Genomic DNA, 16,398 nt, shown 5'->3' on the forward strand with positions numbered 1-16,398 from the left:
CCGATCGCGTGGATCCGGCCCTCGCGGATGCCGATCGACACCTTGCGGATGCCCAGGACGGCGTCGATGACCAGCACGTTGCTGATCACCACGTCACAGGTCTCGCGGACCGCGGCCGCCTTCAGGTGCAGGCCGTCCCGGGCCGTCTTCCCGAAACCGGCCAGGAACTCGTCACCGGGCCTCTGCGCGTCGGACTCCACCCGGACGACGAGGCCCGAATCGCCCAGGCGTACCCGGTCCCCCGCCCTCGGGCCGTGCACCGCGACGTACTCGTGCGGGTCGATGTGCCGGCTGCCGGGCGCGCAGTGGTCGCTGTGCCGGGTCGGTCTGCTCATGACGGGGTTCCTTCTGGGGTGGCCGCGCCCAGGTAGCCGCAGGCCGCGGCCTTGTGGAGGGCTTCTTCCTTCGCGCCGGGAGCGTCGAGCGGGCCGTCCACCAGGCCGGCGAAGCCGATCGCGATGCGGTCGCCGCCGATGGGGACGAGGCCCACCTCGACGGTGGAGCCCGCGTCGAAGCGGGTGGACGATCCCGCGGGGACGGCCAGGCGCATGCCGTAGGCCGCGGCGCGGTCGAAGTCGAGGCGCGGATTGGCCTCGAAGAAGTGGAAGTGCGAGGTCACGCTGACCGGGACCGTCGCGGTGTTGCGCACCGCGAGGACCAGCGCCGGCGCGACGGCCTCGACGGTGTCGGTGGCGGGCAGTACGGCGCCCGGCGCCCCGTCGTCGCGCGGGCACGCGCCGAAGGGTTCGCTGACCGCCGCGAGCCGGGTGCCGTCCTCGAACACCGCCTCGACCATCACCTCGGTCACGATGTCCACGACGCCCGGCAGGACGTCGTCCGGGCCGAGGACGCCACGGCCGCGTGCGAGGGCGTCGGCCAGGCGGAGGCCGTCGCGCGCCGCCTCGCACACCGTGTCGGCGATCACCGCGGTCGCCTCCGGAACGTTGAGCCGGAGGCCCCGCGCGTGGCGCGCCCGGGCCAGTTCGGCGGCGCTGAACAGCAGGAGCCGGTCACGTTCGGTGGGCGTCAGGGGCATGACGTCCGCCGGGCGTCCGCCCGGGCAGCGGGGCGGCTGCCCGGGCCTGTCGATACGTTCATGATCTTTGACTCCTTCAGAACTTCGGAACCTCGGAAGGCGAGCGGCGGGCGGGGCGGGGGCGGGCCACCGGAGCCGGGCCCTCGCCATCCGTGTCCGGGTGTACGGGTGCACCGAGCACGGGAGGGGATGCCGGTGGCGCGGCGGAGAACGAGGGCCGGATGCGGCCCGCGTGACGGTTCAGGGCCTGCGGGGCGGGCCGGAGCGGGGCCCTGCGGTGGTCGGGCGGCTCGTGGCTCACTCTGACATTGACTGAAAATTCAGTCAATAGATGGGACGGCGAAAGGTTCCGGCCATGGGAGGAAGGAGGGGAGGAAGGAAGGAACGGCGTCCGGAGCACCGGCGTCCGTCAGCCCGGCAGCCCCCTTCGCGAGGGCGTCGCCGGGTACGTCAGCCCTGCCGGAGCCCGGCCAGTTCGGCGTCGATGGCGCCGCGCATGAGTTCCCGCGCGTGGCCGATCTTGGTGCCACCGCTGAGCCAGCGCATGCTGAGCCCCTCCAGGAGGGCGGTGAGCCGTTCGGCGGCGGCGGCGAGCGACGAGGCGGGCGCCATCGGCTGGACCTGGCCCAGAAGCGCGGCGACCTCCTGGACCCACACCAGGGTGGCCCTGGCGAGGTCCTCGCGCAGCACCTCGTCGAAGACGGCGCTCGCCCGCAGTTCACCCCAGGCCGAGCTGTTCTCCCGTACCTCCACGGTGTCCTGGAGCTCCAGCAGCAAGGTTTCCTCCAGCTCTTCCCGAGGGGTGAGCGGAGGGTCGTCCGGGTCGCGGTCGGTGGTGTAGCGCTCGGCGCGGTCGTTGATGAATTCGAGGGTCTGGCGCAGGACGCCCGTACGGTCCTTGAAGTGGTAGTAGATCAGGGCGGTGGAGACCCCGGCCTCGGCCGCGAGTTCCTCCACGCGCAGCCCGCGGACCCCGCGCCGGGCGATCACCCGTGCGGCCGCTTCGAGGATCTGAGTGCTGCGAGACGCCATGACCCGCACCTTACCGGGGCCTTCCGGGGCAGGTGCACACGGCCCGTCACCGGCAGTTCGGGGCGCGGCGGGCATCAGGACGCCGGCGGGACGGCCGGGTGCGACTGGGTGGCGCAGTGGATGCCACCGCCTCCGCCCGCGATGTTGTCGATGCCGACCTGGACCACCTGCCGGCCGGGGTAGGAGGCCTGCAGCACGGCGTGGGCCAGGCCGTCGGCGTGGTCGTCGCCGAACCGGGGTGCGATGACGGCGCCGTTCACGGTGTAGTAGTTGGTGTAGCTGGACAGGAACTCCGCTCCCCCGCCCCGGATGAGGCGACGGTCGGGGCCGGGGAGTTCCGTGACGGCGAGGCGGCGGCCGCGGGTGTCGGTGGCGCTGTCCAGGACCCGCCGGGTCTCCTCGTAGACGGCGATCCACTTGCGGTCCGCCCCGGCTCCGGGCTTGTCGAGGATGACGCGTCCCGGGGCGGTGAACCGGGCCAGGCAGTCGATGTGGCAGTCGGTGATGTCCTGGCCGGCCAGGCCCGGGACCCAGATGACCTTGTCGATGCCGAGCGCGGATTTCAGGGCCTGCTCCACCTGCTCCTGGCTCATGCCCGGGTTGCGGTTGGCGTTCACCAGCGAGCTGACGGTGGCCAGCAGCGTTCCCTCGCCGTCGGTCTCCAGCGAGCCGCCCTCGCCGACGAATCCCGCGCGGATCCGGCGCACCCCGTACTCGTCGAGGAGGACGCCCGCGGCCGCCGCGTCGTTGGCGAAGGGCTGGGCGTACGGGGTTCCGGTCTTGCCCCAGCCGTTGAAGTTGGTGTCCACTCCGGCGACGGCTCCCGGGCCCACGACGAAGGTGGGCCCGAAATCACGGATCCACAGGTCGTCGGTGGGGATCTCGATGACGTCGATGGCGTGGCGGGCACCGCGCCCGCACCGGTAGCGGGCATCGGCGGCCTGGCCGGGGCGGGCCAGCATCACGACCGGCTCGAAGCGCGATATCTCGTACGCGACGTCGGCGATGTCCCCGCGCACCGCCTCCAGCTTGCCGTCCCACACCGCGGAGAGCGCGGGCCAGGACATGTAGGTACGGACGTGGCGCTCGCTCTCCTCGGGCATCCGCAGGGTTGCGGAACCTCCGTCGGGGGCGGGGGCCGCGTGCGCGGCGGCGGGGAGGGCCGGGCCGAGGGCGGCGATCGGCAGGGCCGCCGCTCCGAACCGGAGCAGTCGGCGGCGGGTGGTGCCGGGCGTGTCCATGGGTCTCCCTGAGGGGTGAGCGGGCGGGATGACTCGGCATCCTTGCGTTAACTGAAAATTCAGTCAAGTCATTCGAGTGGGCGAGTGGGCTCGTGCGCCCTACATCCGGGCCCCGTCCCGGGCGTCAGACCCGCCGGTACTGGTCGACCGCGATCGTGACCGAGCCGTCGGCGGGCGCGGCGACCAGCCGCACGATGGCGATCTCGCTCCGGTCCGGACTGCGCACGCAGAACGGCCGCGCGTTCGCGAGCGCACTGAAGGGCAGCGCGGCGGCAGGGCGCGATTCGATGCCCTGCACGCAGTCGGCCGGGGTCGGTGCTGTGCCCTCGGCGACGAAGGCGTCCGACTCCTCGGACGGCAGGAAGGCCTGACCGTCGCGGGCCAGGTACCAGGTGGCCGTCTCGGCCGGGACCACCTTGCCCGCTCGCAGATCGAACTCGTAGCCGGAGTCGGGGGCGGTGAGCTGGGACTTCGTGTAGCCGGGCAGGTACGCGGGGCCGGTGGGCGGTGTCGATCCGCCGGCGGTGGGAGGTGTCGACCCGACGTCCACGGGCGGGGTCGGTCCGACGGAGGGGCCCGCATCGAGGTCCGCTCCCCCGTCCAACGGGTCGTCGAAGTAGTACAGGGCTCCGCCGCAGGCCAGCAGGGTGGCGACCACCGCCAGAGCCACCGCCGACAGCCGCCCGCCCCGGGCCGCACGGCGGCGCGCCCCCGACGCAGGGACCGGCGCCGACACAGCGACGGGTGCGGGTGCGGGTGGGGCGGCCCGTGTGGGGGTCGGCATCGGGGTGCCGGGCGCCGGCGGGGCCGCGGGAGCCGCAGGGTTGGCGGCTGCGGCGGTCGGCGCGAAGGAGTCGACACCCGGAGGCACTGGGGCGGCGGGGGCGGCGGGGGCCGCCGGGCCGGTGCCGACGGCCGCGCCCGCGCCCGGGCCCGCGACCTCGTCCCGGACCGGGCGGGGCAGCCAGCCGTCGGTGAACTCCGGCCGGGGGCCCACCTCGGGGTGCGCGTGCACGGACGCGATCAGATCGACGGTCGTGGGGCGGTCCTCGGGGCGCTTGGCCAGACACCACGAGATCAGGTCGTGCAGGTCACGGGGTACGCGGGTGAGGTCGGGCTGTTCGTGGACCACCCGGTACAGGGCGCTGGACTCCGGCCCGTTCCCGAAGGGCGGAGCCCCTCCCGCCACGTAGGCGGCCAGGGTTCCGAGGGCGAAGACGTCGGTGGCCGCCGTCGCCTGGACGCCCAGCGCCTGCTCGGGTGCCATGAAGGCGGCGGTGCCGATGCGCAGGCCCGTGCCGGTGAGCGCGGCCGCGTCGGCCGCGCGCGCGATCCCGAAGTCGATCACTCGCGGCCCGTCCCCGGCGACCAGCACGTTGGCCGGCTTGAGGTCGCGGTGGACGACACCCGCCCGGTGGATGGCCTGGAGCGCCTCGGCGATGGCCGCGACGAGAAGCAGGACCGTGCGCACGGGCAGCGGTCCGTGCCGTCGCACCACCTCGTGCAGCGACGGGCCGGGGACGTAGGCCGTGGCGAGCCACGGGGTGCGGTCGTCGACCCCTGAGTCGACCACCTGGGCCGTGAACAGGCCGTGGATCCGGCGGGCGCTGGCCACCTCCTGGGCGAACCGCTCGCGGAACTCGGGATCCGCGGCGAACTCCCGGCGGACGGCCTTCAGCGCGATGGGGCGGCCCCCGGGCGTGTACGCCAGGTAGACCACCCCCATTCCGCCGGCGCCGAGACGGGCGTGGAGCCGGTAGCCGCCGATCTCGTAGGGGTCGTCGGCGGACAGCGCCGTGGGGGTGGGTGGTACGCCGGGGGGCTGCTCGGGCATGCGGTGGCTCTTTCAACGTTGCGGCAATGACCTGCGCGCATCGTGCCGCTAACTAAAGTTTCAGTCAATGTGTGACAATGCGAGACGCACACGGCCAGGAGGGATCACACAGTGACCGACCGCAGACGAGCAATCCTCACGGGCGCCGCGCGGGTCATCGCGCGCCAAGGCGTCCGGGGCCTGCGGGTGGCGGACCTGGCGGCCGAGGCCGGCGTGTCCACCGCCCTGATCTACTACCACTTCAAGGACCGGCCCGGCATCCTGCGGCACGCCCTGGCGTTCATCGGGGACCGGGCGGACCGCTACACCGCCACGGAGGACGGCCAGGCCGCGACCCGCCCGTCCGACCCCCGGCAGCTCCTGGAGCAGACCCTGCTGCTGGAGTTCCAGGACCTGCCCGAGGTGCGCGAGAACAGCACGGCCTGGGGAGAACTGCGGGCCCACTCGGTCTTCGACCCGGAGCTCCGGGACGAACTCGCCGCCGCGGGGGCGGCCTGGGTGGCCGAGGTCGCCGGCCACCTCGCCGAGCTGTGTCCGGCCGCGCCGGCAGGTGCCGTCACGGCCGCCGCGGAGCGGCTGACCGCCCTGCTGGAGGGGCTGAGCGTCCGCTGGCTCAGCGGCCTGCTCCCCCTCGGACACGCCCGCGGCCTGCTGAGCGAGGCGATCGGAGTGGAAATAGGCCGACTGGGTTCCGCAGCGTCCATGAATTGACTGAATTTACAGTCAGTGGGACAGTGACGACACGAGGCCGCATCACTCACCGTGCAGAGCGGCCGTTCGCGGCGCGGTGCGCGCACCCTTGTCCGTAGGGCCCGGTTTGTCGTCCTACGCCACTTTCGCGCCCGCCCTGGCCGGATGCACCCCGTCCGCCAGTCCACGATCGGAGTTCCCCGTGTCCTTCCTGCCCCCCACCCGGCGGACCGTCCTTCGCACCCTCGCCGGAATCGGCGCCATCGTCGCGGGCGCGTCGGCCTGTGGCCCCTCGGCGAGCGGAGCCCCCGCCGGCTCCTCCCAGCCCGCCCCGGCGGGCGGCAAGCGCCGTCTCGGCGCCGAGTGGGAGAGCCACACCCGCACCTTCATGTCCTGGCCGGCCCTGTCGTCGGTCTGGGAGGGAGACCTGCCCTACGTGCGCGAGGACATCGCGCGGATCGCGCGGGCCGTCGGGGAGTACGAGGCGGTCGTCATGATGGCCCGGCCCGATCAGGCGGACGCCGCCCAGCGGGCCTGCGGATCGCAGGTCGAGGTGATCCCGCTCGCCGTGGACGACCTGTGGGCCCGCGACACCGTTCCCGTCTTCGTCGAGGAGGGCGGCAAGGTCGTCGGCGTCGACTTCAACTTCAACGGCTGGGGCAACAAGCAGGAGCACAAGAACGACGGGGTGGTCGGCCGCGCCCTGCTCCAGAAGTACGGGATCCCCCGGGTCCAGGCCCCGCTCGTCGCCGAGGGCGGTTCCTTCGAGCCCGACGGCGAGGGCACCCTGCTGATCACCGAGAGCTCGATCGTCAACGACAACCGCAACCGGGGCAAGAACCGGGACACCATCGAGGCCGAGCTCAAGCAGACCCTGGGCGTCGAGAAGGTGGTGTGGCTGGCCGGCGTACGCGGTGAGGACATCACGGACGCCCACGTGGACAGCCTGGTGCGCTTCACCGCGCCCGGTGTGGTCCTGCTGGACCGCGCGCACCCCAGCACCCCGGCGGACTCCTGGTCACGCTCCGCCGACCAGGCCAAGTCCGTCCTGTCGAAGGCTACGGACGCACGCGGGCGGCGCTTCGAGGTCATCGACCTGCCGCAGCCCGACCTGAACCGGATCACGGGCGAGGGCGACGACTTCGTGTCGACCTACGCCAACTTCTACATCGCCAACGACGCCGTCTTCATGCCCAAGTTCGGCGACCGCAAGGCCGACGACAAGGCCCGCGGGATCCTGCAGGAGCACTTCCCCAAGCGGGACGTCGTGCCGGTCGCGATCGACACGATCGCCTCGGGCGGCGGCGGCATCCACTGCTCGACCCACGACCAGCCCGGAAAGCCCGCCGCCTGAGCAGCGGCCGAAGAGAACGGCGGCCCGCGGTGGGCGTTGTCAGACCCCCCATGATGGAGAGCTCCAAGGGGGCATGGAGGAGGGGCGAGTTGGAGAAGCTCACCGCGGCGGAGCTGAGGGATGTGTTCCGCCTGTCGGAGGCCGCGTGGTCACGCATCACGACCGGCATGATCGCCCCCATCGAACCCGCCGGCACCGGAGGCGAGACGAGGTGGTCCGGGCATGCCTTCGGCCGGTGGCTCGCCGCCGAGCATCCCGGCCTGGCCGACAAGGGCCCCCTCCTGCTGCGCCCGACGCCTCCGGTCGAGCCCCGCTACCTCGGCGGTCATGGCTCATGCCGGATCGGCCGTGGATGCCGGCCTTGGTGGCCTTCTCGTACAGCTCGGCCTTGGTCAGCGACCGGAGCGACCGGGGACGGGAGGTTCCGGAAGAGCCGGTGCGCTTCTTGGCGGCGGCTTCCTCCCGGTGGTCTTCGTACCGGCCGTGGCGGTGCTGGCCTTCTCCCCGGTGTCCTTGGGGCTGCGGGCCCACTCGACGGAGGCGCGCAGGCCCCCATGAGGTCCACGGCGCCGGTGGCCTTCGGGGCGGGTTCGGCCTTCTCAACGCTCTCGCCGGCCTGCTTGGCCTCGATGAGGGCGGCGACCTTCTCCTGATAGACGTCGCGGTAGTCCTCCGGCTGCCAGTCGATGGCGAGGGCGGCGATCAGCTGGTGGGCCATCTTCAGCTCGCCCGCGCTCGCCTGCCCGGTCTTGGGCAGGTCGGGGATCTCATGGTGGGGGTCGCGGATCTCGTCCGACCAGTGCAGCGTGTGCACGGCCAGCAGGCCCTTCTCCGCCTTCAGGGCGACCAGGTACTCGCGGCCGCGCATCACGAAGGTCGCGATCCCGGCCCGGTTGGACTCCTCCAGCGCCTGCCCCAGCAGGCAGTAGACCTTGGTTCTCTTGGGGAGAAGTGTGGCGCGAGGCGCGTCGGGACGACTTTGTGCAGCTCAGCGCAGGTGTCGATCACCCTGGCCTGTGCGACAGGTGTGGCGCTATCGCTGGATCAGGTGACTGCCAACGCTTCAATGCGTGGGCCCCTCGTAGCCCGGGAGGCCCGCGCGGAACGGTGGTCGGATGCCTATAGGGCGGGGCCGGCGGCAGCCGTCTGGGCACTACGCTGCACGCGTGATCGATCATTCGAACGTACGTCTCGCCGATCTTCTCGACCGCCGTGCGGACGGGCACGAGCCCGCGCCGGACACGGTGCTCGCCGCGCTGTTCGAGGGCGGGGTGTTCGTTCCCGTCACCGACACCGGATCGGTGATGTTCCTCCCCGACGACGAGCAGCCACCCACGCTGCTCGGCTTCACCGACGCGGCGCTCGGCGCGCAACTGCTGCCGACGGCCGCCGGGATGGTGCACTGTGACGCGGCGCGGCTGAAGGACATCCTGGAGAAGACCGGCGTCGCCGTGCTCGGGGTCCGCTCCGGAAACGGGCAGGCGATCTTTCCTGAGCAGGTGCTGCGGGACTGGGCGACCTACGGGCCCGGGGCGGAAATGAAGCTCGACTGGTCCACCGACCCAGTGGCGGTCGCCCTGCGCGACGCACTGGTTCGGCGGGTCCGCGAATTCCCCGCCGTCCGCTCGGTGTGGGTGGCGCAGGTCCGGTGGCGGGCCAGCGGCGAGGAACACCTGATGCTGCACGTCGCCGTGGACGAGGACCTGCCCTCGGCCTCCGCCGACCGCCTGATGCAGATCCTGCTCGGCGAGGAGGTGAAGCTCGGCCCGATGCACCCGAAGGTCGGGATGCTCGCCCTGAACACCACCACCCACGCCGACACCATCGCCCAACTGGACCGCCAGGGCCTGGACACGGTGCGCCACGACGTCGAGTCGGGCCAGGTCCAGGTGATCTCCCGCGAGTACGACGACCCGTCGGCGGCCCCGGCGAATGGCGCCGCGCCCCCGCCCCGGGCCAAGCGCCGCTGGTTCGGCCGCTCCTGACGGGACGTCGCCGATGGGCTCTCCTTCGGATCTTGCCGGGCGCCCAACGCGCGTGCCGATCCGACAAGTTCCGAAAGGGAGGGCCCAGGACTGGCTGACCCAATGAAGATCGTTTCCCGATCTCGGAGTGATCATTTCCCGTTGTCGACACTCGCGTCCGTCCGAATCTCGTTGATCCTCTCCGGCAGGGCCGCTGGGCCTGCAGCCCAGGCACGCCCGGCTGAGGTCGGTCGTGGGGTTGCCTGGTTCAGAGCTCTGGTCAGCTCTCGGTTGGTTTTGCGGGCGGCGCGGAGTTCGGCTGTGCGCTCGTCCAGGGTCGAGGCCAGCTCGACGGTCCGCTCTTCCAGTCGGGTGATCGTGCGCTGCAGTTCCTCGATGTCGGCGGGGGCGCCGAGGCCGGATGCCTGCCAGGCATGGGTGCCCAGGGCCTGCGACAGCCGCTTCTCCAGTTGCTGGATGCGGGCGGACTGGCGGGTACTGCGGGCCAGCGCGTTGGCGAGGTCGGCCTGTAGCGAGACCCGGCTGCCGGGCGCCGCGGCGGGATCGTGGTCGGCCGGGGTGTGCTCGGCGGCGTGAACGAGGGCGAGCAGGTCGCGGTGCCGGTAGAGGAAGCCGCGGTCCACCCCCGCTTGCCGGGCAATGCCGGAGACGCTGACCGGGGTGCCGTTCTTCACCGTGTCCTTGATCGCGGTAGCGACGCGCTGGCGCCTGCGGTCGGTTCCGGCTTGGCGGCCGGCGCGCAGCGCGGGAATCATCCGCTCCTCCAGGGCCGGACGTCGGGCAGGGGCTGGCGGACCTTCGGCAGGCCGAGCATCGTGACGGTTCGGCCGCGGCGGACCACGGCGACCGGTAGCGAGACGAGCCCGAAGGAGAGGACCCCGGTCCATACCGGTCTGGCCATCGTTGATCACCACCTTGACCTGCGGTGCCGTCCTACTGGGGCACCTTCCCTGCGCAGGGCCTGATCACCCCTGCCACGCAGATCGCGGCTCAGGCCGCCGGCCCGAGCCCGCCGCCGAGCCGCTCACCGCGGGCGTGACTGGCCGTGTCACGGGGATGGCCGCCCCCGGAGGTACTCCTTTGCGACCGTGGCAGAGGCCACCTGGGGGAATAGCACCCCCGACCGGCCCCTTGTTCAGTGACTCCGCGGCAACTGGCAGCGATACGGCGTTCATGGCTCACCACATCGCTGCCCGCATCGCCACGGGGGCTGCTCTCGCGGTCCTCATCGGACTCGTCTCCATGCCCACCGCCCAGGCCGCTGAGCGCCCGAGCGGCGGCACCGGCTCCGTGGCGGGCCCCCTCGGAGTCGACAACCTGCTGTCGCTCGGCTTCCTCGCGCCGACAGTCCGCGATGCGAAGCGTCAGATCTCCGGCCTTGCGTCCGGCCTGTCACCGGCGCCCGCGAGTGGCGTCGGCCTCGCCAGCCTTCTTAAGTAGACAAGGACAGTCCGAATGAAGCTCACCAAGGCACTTGCCACCGTGTGCACGGCGGCGGCTGTGGCGTTCGTCCTCTCCGGCGGCGTAGCCGCCGCCGACGACGATCTCCTCTCGGCCCTCAACAATCCCGCGATCGGAGCGGCCTGCCTCCCGTCCGGCCAGGCTGGGGTCGGTAACACCGTCAACGGCACGCAGAGCATCAGCTGCAGCCAGAGCACGTCCCAGGACATTGCCAACCCGCCGACTCCCACGAATGGCGGGGTTACCGGGCAGGTGATCGAGGTAGATCCCGTGACCATGGAACCGAACACCGTCAGCGCAGAAGTGGTGCAATGCCCGGCTGGAAAGGTGGTTACAGGTGGGGGTTCGAACACGGAAGCGCAGACCTGATCCTCATCTTCAACCGCCCGTCAGACACCGGGGACGGAGGGATCGTGGGTGGCTTCAACCCGACGGGCACCGCTGTAGAAGCCAATGCCTACGCCGTCTGCGTGGACGCAGCCGAATGACAGGTACGCGAATGAAGATCAGGACAAGACTGGCAACGATCGGCAGCGCCGCCATGGCCGCGATGCTGCTTGGGGCGGGCGGATCTCACGCTGCGGACGACGGCTCGCTGCTGTCGCTCCTCAACCTGCCCTCGGTCACCTTGGTCTGCTACCCGACTGGGCAGGCAGGCGCGAACAACACGTTCACCGGCACCCAGACCGTCAACTGCAGCCAGTCCGCCACCGCCACGAACACCGGGAACGGCATCACCGGCTACCAGGTGGTCAGCGGCGGGTCCGAATCCGGGACCGACTTCAACAGGTTCATCGACATCGAATGCCCAGCGGGGAAGCACGTTCTTGGCAGAGGAGCAACGGTGACCAGCGAAGACCCACGGGATCTGGATCTGCGCTCATCCGGCCCTTCCGCTGACGGGACGTCTTGGCAGGTCGCCGTGGAGAACTCCTCGGGAAACCAGCTCGGGGTCGAGGACTTCGCCATCTGCACGAACGCCAGCAGCTGACAGCCCGGCCCGGGCCGCGCGACAGGCCCGGGCGCCGGCAGTCCAGCCGCGCGCCCCATCGCCCTGGACGGCCGCCCGGCAGGGCGGCCGCGGGCTTCCGCTGGCGGCCCTCTCGCTCACCGCGCCCTACGGTTGGAGCCGGTCGTGTGCCGTGATCTCGGGTTCGGTCACGAGGCCCACCCGTGACTCGGCTGTCTGGTCCGCGATGTCGCCTCCGGCACCGCGCTTGCTGATGGCCGTAGTGGTTGAGGAAGTCGCCACGCAGTACGAACCATGCTGGACCCGGCGCGCGTACATCACACGGCGCTACAGACGGGTTGGCGCTTCCGTCGCTGGCCTGGCACCCAACAGGCTGGGCTTGATGGGGCTCGGTTCCGCATCAGGCTCGAATACTGCAGCGGGAGGGACAGTTTAGCCGCCGGCCGGGTAGCTGAACAGGCGATTGTCGTCGAGCACGAGCCCGGCGAAGGAGTTGACGAGGAGCGGCGCGGCTTCGGGCTTGGTCGGCATGTCCGTACCCGTCCGCGCGTCGAGAACGACGGGTCCGCCCACGCCGCGGCCGTAGACCCGCCCGTGCCACACCGCAGTCACGGTCGGGGCCTTGCGGCCCTGGTCACCGTCCTTGAGGGCCCACAGCGGCTTGCCGGTGGCCGCGTCCACGGCCACGACCGCGAAACCGTGCGTGCACACCAGCGTCTGGCCGCGGTCGAAGGTGCAGCTCATCGCGCGCATCCCCGGCGGCATGGTGGCGCGGGCCTTCCCGCTGGTCACATCCAGGAGCTGGTCGCCCTTGTCGCCGACCTGCGGGCCAGCGACCCGGACCGTGCCGGGCCCGGCACCGTTCATGATCGCGGCGTACGTCTTGGCCCCGCGCCACTTCTCGGTGCCGGTGGCGAGATCGACCCCGAGCGGTACGGAGGTGAGGGGTTCTACGTGGAGCAGGCCCACCGCCGTGCCCGCGCCAGTCTGGACGGCCTCGAGCCCGGGCTGCGTCCAGCGCAGGGCGTGGGAGGCGGTGTCGATGCCGTACGACACGGCATTGTCGCCGCCCGTCACGGTGACGACGGCCGTGCCGTCCTCCGCGCCGACGGCCGCGGCCTGCACCTTGCCGGAGGACTGAAGCGCCCAATCGGGCAGTTTGACGGTCGTCCGCCAGGCGGCCTTGTACGGGGGCGCCGTGCTGACCGCGACGAGCTCGACCATCGCGCCCGCGGTGTGGGTGCCGGAGGCGGGCATCGTCAGCAGGAAGGGCACCAGCACTTCGCTGCCGGCCAGGACCGGCGGCAGGATGAACCCGTCGGTGTCCTGTGCCAGTACGTCGCCGCGGGCGGTCTCCTCTCCCACGGTCCGGCCGTCGGCAAGGTCGATGACCTGGACGCCGGTGGGGGAGACGACGAAGGCCCGGTCCTCGTGGAGGAGCACCGGCAGGTCCTCACCGCCGCCGCGGACCTGCCCTGCCAGGTTGGTCCGGCCCTTGGTGGCCGCCTCCGGCAGTGGCGTCTTCCCGCGCGCGTCGAACCACTGCGGGGGATCGTGCGGCGTCAGGGTCCGCTTCGCCGGCGCCGAGGGGGTGGCGGCCGCCGGGGGCGTGCTGCTGTTCTGCTTTCCGTCGTCGGCTGCCGGACCGCATCCGGCGAGCAGAGCGACGGTCAGGGACAGGGCGAACGCTAACGGCCGCACAGGAGCACGCACAGGTACCTCACTCGGGATCGGGCAGACGGGAAAGATCACGTCGGAGAATACGCTCTGCCCGACCCCCGGTTGAGGCCTCAACGCAGAGCTGAGCCACGCACCCGGGAAGGGCGGCGCGGAACGGCCAGGCGGCCCGGCGGGCGGGGACGCACTACGTGGCCTCCGGGCCCGGCTCCCAGTGCATGCCGATGGCCTCCAGCCGGCTGATCTGGTCGTGGGTGAGGGTGCCCTTGCGGCGGGCGGCCCCCTAGCTTGCCGTCGCCTCCGTGCCTCCCGCACGCTCCACGATGAGATCATCGAACTTGAACTGAACATGCACGGAGGGGCAGAGCGTGAGCCAGGGGCGAGTGACGTACGAAGTGATGACCAAGGTGTCCCCGCCGGTGGTCGTCATGAGCGGTCAGGACGAGCAGGTGTCCGGAGCGGTCCGGCTCTACCGTGATGTCAACGCCCCCACGCTGGACCGACGCCGCTCCGTTCGAGCCTTCCACATCGTTCCGGACGGCCAGGTGCCGGCCGCCCGCGTCTTCACCGAGCAGGCCCTGGGGTCGCGCCTGAGCGGGCGCCCCGCCGTCTACCGTGTCGAGGACCCGCTCGGTGTGCCGCTTGGGCGGATCACACTGCGGCGCCGCCGTTGGCTTGGCTTTGGCCGGATGCTGTGGACTGTGGAGCCGTCGGCGGGTCCCGTGCTCCGCGGCTACCGAGGCCGTCTCGTGTGGTGGGCGTTGTGGTGGCCCTTCGGCCTTCCCGTCAGCCTGCTGTGCCTGGTCTTTTCTATCCTGGGCGAGGGTGACGGCGGGTTCGGCTCACCCCGGCGCATCACATGGCGCGACGACTCAGGCCGGGCCCACCTCGTCTTCCGCGGTATGGAGGCTGACGACTTCCAGGTACTCGTTCCTGGCTGGGACTCCCGCCTGATCACCGGCCTCGTGGCTCTTCACCAGGCGTTCGAGCCATCGGAGGAATCGGGAGCCGCAGGCTGGTACGGACGCTGAGCTTGACGTTCAACCACCATCGCGGTGGGCGTCGCGGTCACCCTGGTACTGGGCCTGGCACCGCAGTACTTCCTGGAACTGGCTGGACAGGCTAGCACCTTCGTCCGCTGACCGGTCCTCCCCACGCCACAGGGCCCGGCCCCCTTCGGGGGAGCCGGGCCCTTGGCCATGACCGTAGAGTCATGATCATGCGGATGTTCGAAGCGGCCTCCGAACCCATGTCCCTGCGCTGGGACGGCGAGGAACTGGAGGACGTCCTGGGCGGGTTCCGTCGCTGGGCGGCAGACGGCACGCCGAGAACCGGTAGTTCCTCGACGAGGCACCGACGGTGCGGTCACGGACGGGGATGAGGGTGCCGTCCACGATCCACAACCGGTCCACATCGGCGACCGGCCGCGGGGCCGGCTCCAGCGCCAGCAGCGGACGCAGGCGCTGGATGACCCGGCAGACCGTCGCCGGGGAGATCCCGAACAGCGGCGCGAGCTGCCGCATCGTGAGGTTGGTGCGGTAGCACACGGCCACCAGCAGCACGCGGTCCGCCAGCGGCAGGCACCACGGACGCCCACCACCGGGGCCATTGCCGCCCCGCTCCCGCACCACCTTCACCAGCTTCGCGAACCGATCCATCCGCAAGCCCGTGAACGTCTCCACCCACAACAGCTCAGCCCTCAACACCCCACCCATACAGGCAAAATGCCCAGAACCGAACCTTCTGCAACACCCTTTAGCCGGCGCCGCCCCGAGCCCTCGGCCCCCTGCGCGTCACCGCCTCCACCGGCGTGCACCGCCAGCTTCTCGCCGGCTGCCGGCCCCTTGACGGCGCAAGGGCGCCCCGGCCTTCCCTGCCCAGTGCAAGGCCCGCCGCGAGGATCAGCACGCTCGTGCCGGCCGGTTCATGATCGCTCTCAGCGGCAAGGGCTGCATGATGCTCCGTCAGCTGCGGCGGCGCTTGACGATCAGCGTGGCGGCGAGGCCGAGGCCCGCAGCGGCGATGGCGCCGAGTGCCAGCCACTGCCAGGGCAGGCCCGCTTCCGCAGCCGCAGCTTCCGCTGGCGCAGCAGCAGCTGTCTGGCTTGGGGCGGGGGTGGGGGTGTTCGTGGGGGCCGGGGCCAGGGGATCGACGTCAGGTGCCCCCGGGTTGCCTGCCTTCTTCAGCAGTACCCAGCTCGGGCGGGCCGCCCCGTAGCCGACCCAGTCGTTGCGCTTGGCGCCGTCGACGGGGCCGCCGGCGGTCTCGATGAGGACGCGGGCGACTTGATTGGCGGTCCAGTCGGGGTGAGCCGACCACACGAGCGCGGCGGAGGCGGAGGCCAGAGCAGTGGCGTACGAGGTGCCTCCGACAGCCACGCACCAGCCGCTGTTCTCCTTGCAGCGGATCCGGGCCTTGCTGCCGTACCCGGCCAGGTCCGTGTTCGGCCCGTGGGAGGAGAGATCCAACGGCTCGCCGGTCTCGTCAATGGCTCCTACGCCGATGACTCCCGGAACGTTGGTGATCAAGTTGGTCGCGTTGTTGCCTGCGCCCTCATTTCCCATGGCGGCGAAGACGAGTACCCCCTTGCTCTGGGCGTACTGGACAGCCGGCTTGAGCTTCTCGAAGGCGTAGTAGTCGCCCCAGCTCAAGTTGATGATCTTGGCCCCGTTGTCGGCCGCGTACCGGATCCCCTGGGCGCCCTCGGCGCCTGCAGCAAAGGCCATGGGCGTGCCGAGGCTGGTGCGGACGGGCATGACCTTGGCGCCGGGAGCCAGACCCTTGGGGGCGCCTCCTGAGCCGTCGCCGACGATGGCCGCGGTCATGGTGGTCCCGTGCCCGTCGACATCGTCGTGCGACGGGTACTTCTTGTCCGGCTCCTTGATCGGCGGTGACATGACCGAAACGCCTGGAAGGACGGACTCGCTCCGCACGCCAGGGACTTCCTTGAAGCCGCTGTCGACGACGGCCACGGTGATGCCGCTGCCGTCTGCGACCTTCCACATCTCCTGGGCTTTCATGAGCGTGAGGTAGTCCGGCGGGTCCGTGTCGGCTGCCGCAGGCATCACGGATCCTGCGCTCACCGTCAGCGCTGCGACGGTGACGCCCGCCGCCCTCC

Annotated in this window: 15 protein-coding genes and 3 pseudogenes; 7 read left to right on the forward strand and 11 right to left on the reverse strand. The window is 71.4% G+C overall.

Annotated features, from left to right (window positions below):
- The 5 genes and pseudogenes from ACIPYQ_RS29180 to ACIPYQ_RS29200 form a co-directional block, all read right to left on the reverse strand.
- A pseudogene (locus tag ACIPYQ_RS29180) lies at positions 1-335 on the reverse strand (urease subunit alpha); the annotation flags it as partial.
- A complete protein-coding gene (ureA, locus tag ACIPYQ_RS29185) occupies positions 332-1,036 on the reverse strand; it encodes an urease subunit gamma (protein ID WP_401256714.1) in 705 nt (234 codons plus the stop codon). The pseudogene ACIPYQ_RS29180 and the gene ureA, both read right to left, overlap by 4 nt.
- Positions 1,037-1,486: 450 nt before the next feature.
- Complete coding sequence (locus tag ACIPYQ_RS29190) at positions 1,487-2,068, reverse strand: helix-turn-helix domain-containing protein (protein ID WP_361770110.1); 582 nt, start codon at positions 2,066-2,068, stop codon at positions 1,487-1,489.
- A gap of 74 nt (positions 2,069-2,142) precedes the next feature.
- Positions 2,143-3,309 (reverse strand): agmatine deiminase family protein, encoded by a 1,167-nt coding sequence (locus ACIPYQ_RS29195; RefSeq protein ID WP_401256716.1) that lies wholly within the window; start codon positions 3,307-3,309, stop codon positions 2,143-2,145.
- A gap of 124 nt (positions 3,310-3,433) precedes the next feature.
- Positions 3,434-5,143 carry a serine/threonine-protein kinase gene (locus tag ACIPYQ_RS29200; protein WP_401256718.1) on the reverse strand — a complete coding sequence of 570 codons (1,710 nt, stop codon included), beginning with the start codon at positions 5,141-5,143 and terminating at the stop codon, positions 3,434-3,436.
- Between the two features lie 111 nt (positions 5,144-5,254).
- Here ACIPYQ_RS29200 and ACIPYQ_RS29205 point away from each other — a divergent pair, with 111 nt between their 5' ends.
- Positions 5,255-5,854, forward strand: coding sequence for a TetR/AcrR family transcriptional regulator (locus ACIPYQ_RS29205; protein ID WP_401256720.1), 600 nt, complete (start codon positions 5,255-5,257; stop codon positions 5,852-5,854).
- A gap of 181 nt (positions 5,855-6,035) precedes the next feature.
- Entirely contained in the window at positions 6,036-7,187 is a 1,152-nt protein-coding gene (locus ACIPYQ_RS29210) for an agmatine/peptidylarginine deiminase (RefSeq protein WP_401256721.1), read from the forward strand.
- 325 nt (positions 7,188-7,512) lie between these two features.
- Here ACIPYQ_RS29210 and ACIPYQ_RS29215 read toward each other — a convergent pair.
- Positions 7,513-8,115 (reverse strand): annotated as a pseudogene (locus ACIPYQ_RS29215) (Ku protein); the annotation flags it as partial.
- A 238-nt stretch (positions 8,116-8,353) separates the two neighbouring features.
- On the opposite strand from ACIPYQ_RS29215, the gene ACIPYQ_RS29220 reads away from it, so the two are divergent.
- Entirely contained in the window at positions 8,354-9,172 is an 819-nt protein-coding gene (locus tag ACIPYQ_RS29220) for a hypothetical protein (protein ID WP_401256722.1), read from the forward strand.
- A 131-nt stretch (positions 9,173-9,303) separates the two neighbouring features.
- On the opposite strand, the gene ACIPYQ_RS29225 is transcribed toward ACIPYQ_RS29220, so the two are convergent.
- Together ACIPYQ_RS29225 and ACIPYQ_RS29230 are read right to left on the reverse strand one after the other, a co-directional pair.
- Positions 9,304-9,927, reverse strand: a complete 624-nt coding sequence (locus ACIPYQ_RS29225; protein ID WP_401256724.1) for a DUF6262 family protein — start codon at positions 9,925-9,927, stop codon at positions 9,304-9,306.
- Positions 9,924-10,073, reverse strand: coding sequence for a hypothetical protein (locus ACIPYQ_RS29230; RefSeq protein WP_401256726.1), 150 nt, complete (start codon positions 10,071-10,073; stop codon positions 9,924-9,926). Before ACIPYQ_RS29230 ends, ACIPYQ_RS29225 begins: the two co-directional genes overlap by 4 nt.
- A gap of 272 nt (positions 10,074-10,345) precedes the next feature.
- Here ACIPYQ_RS29230 and ACIPYQ_RS29235 point away from each other — a divergent pair, with 272 nt between their 5' ends.
- From ACIPYQ_RS29235 to ACIPYQ_RS29245, 3 genes are all read left to right on the forward strand, one after another.
- Positions 10,346-10,612, forward strand: a complete 267-nt coding sequence (locus tag ACIPYQ_RS29235) for a hypothetical protein (RefSeq protein WP_401256728.1) — start codon at positions 10,346-10,348, stop codon at positions 10,610-10,612.
- A gap of 15 nt (positions 10,613-10,627) precedes the next feature.
- The gene (locus tag ACIPYQ_RS29240; protein ID WP_401256732.1) at positions 10,628-11,002 is read left to right on the forward strand and encodes a hypothetical protein; all 375 of its coding nucleotides are present in this window, start codon (positions 10,628-10,630) and stop codon (positions 11,000-11,002) included.
- Between the two features lie 130 nt (positions 11,003-11,132).
- Positions 11,133-11,624, forward strand: a complete 492-nt coding sequence (locus tag ACIPYQ_RS29245; RefSeq protein ID WP_401256734.1) for a hypothetical protein — start codon at positions 11,133-11,135, stop codon at positions 11,622-11,624.
- Between the two features lie 411 nt (positions 11,625-12,035).
- Here ACIPYQ_RS29245 and ACIPYQ_RS29250 read toward each other — a convergent pair whose 3' ends face one another.
- Positions 12,036-13,304 carry a hypothetical protein gene (locus tag ACIPYQ_RS29250; protein WP_401256735.1) on the reverse strand — a complete coding sequence of 423 codons (1,269 nt, stop codon included), beginning with the start codon at positions 13,302-13,304 and terminating at the stop codon, positions 12,036-12,038.
- Positions 13,305-13,663: 359 nt separating this feature from the next.
- On the opposite strand from ACIPYQ_RS29250, the gene ACIPYQ_RS29255 reads away from it, so the two are divergent.
- On the forward strand, positions 13,664-14,311 hold the full coding sequence (locus ACIPYQ_RS29255) for a hypothetical protein (RefSeq protein ID WP_401256737.1): 648 nt from the start codon (positions 13,664-13,666) through the stop codon (positions 14,309-14,311).
- A 291-nt stretch (positions 14,312-14,602) separates the two neighbouring features.
- On the opposite strand, the pseudogene ACIPYQ_RS29260 reads toward ACIPYQ_RS29255, so the two are convergent.
- Both ACIPYQ_RS29260 and ACIPYQ_RS29265 read right to left on the reverse strand, forming a co-directional pair.
- Positions 14,603-14,995, reverse strand: a pseudogene (locus tag ACIPYQ_RS29260) (transposase family protein); the annotation flags it as partial.
- Between the two features lie 249 nt (positions 14,996-15,244).
- A complete protein-coding gene (locus ACIPYQ_RS29265; protein ID WP_401256739.1) occupies positions 15,245-16,345 on the reverse strand; it encodes a S8 family serine peptidase in 1,101 nt (366 codons plus the stop codon).
- Positions 16,346-16,398 lie beyond the last annotated feature (53 nt).

Source organism: Streptomyces sp. NPDC090045 (assembly GCF_044747975.1).
GTDB lineage: Bacteria > Actinomycetota > Actinomycetes > Streptomycetales > Streptomycetaceae > Streptomyces.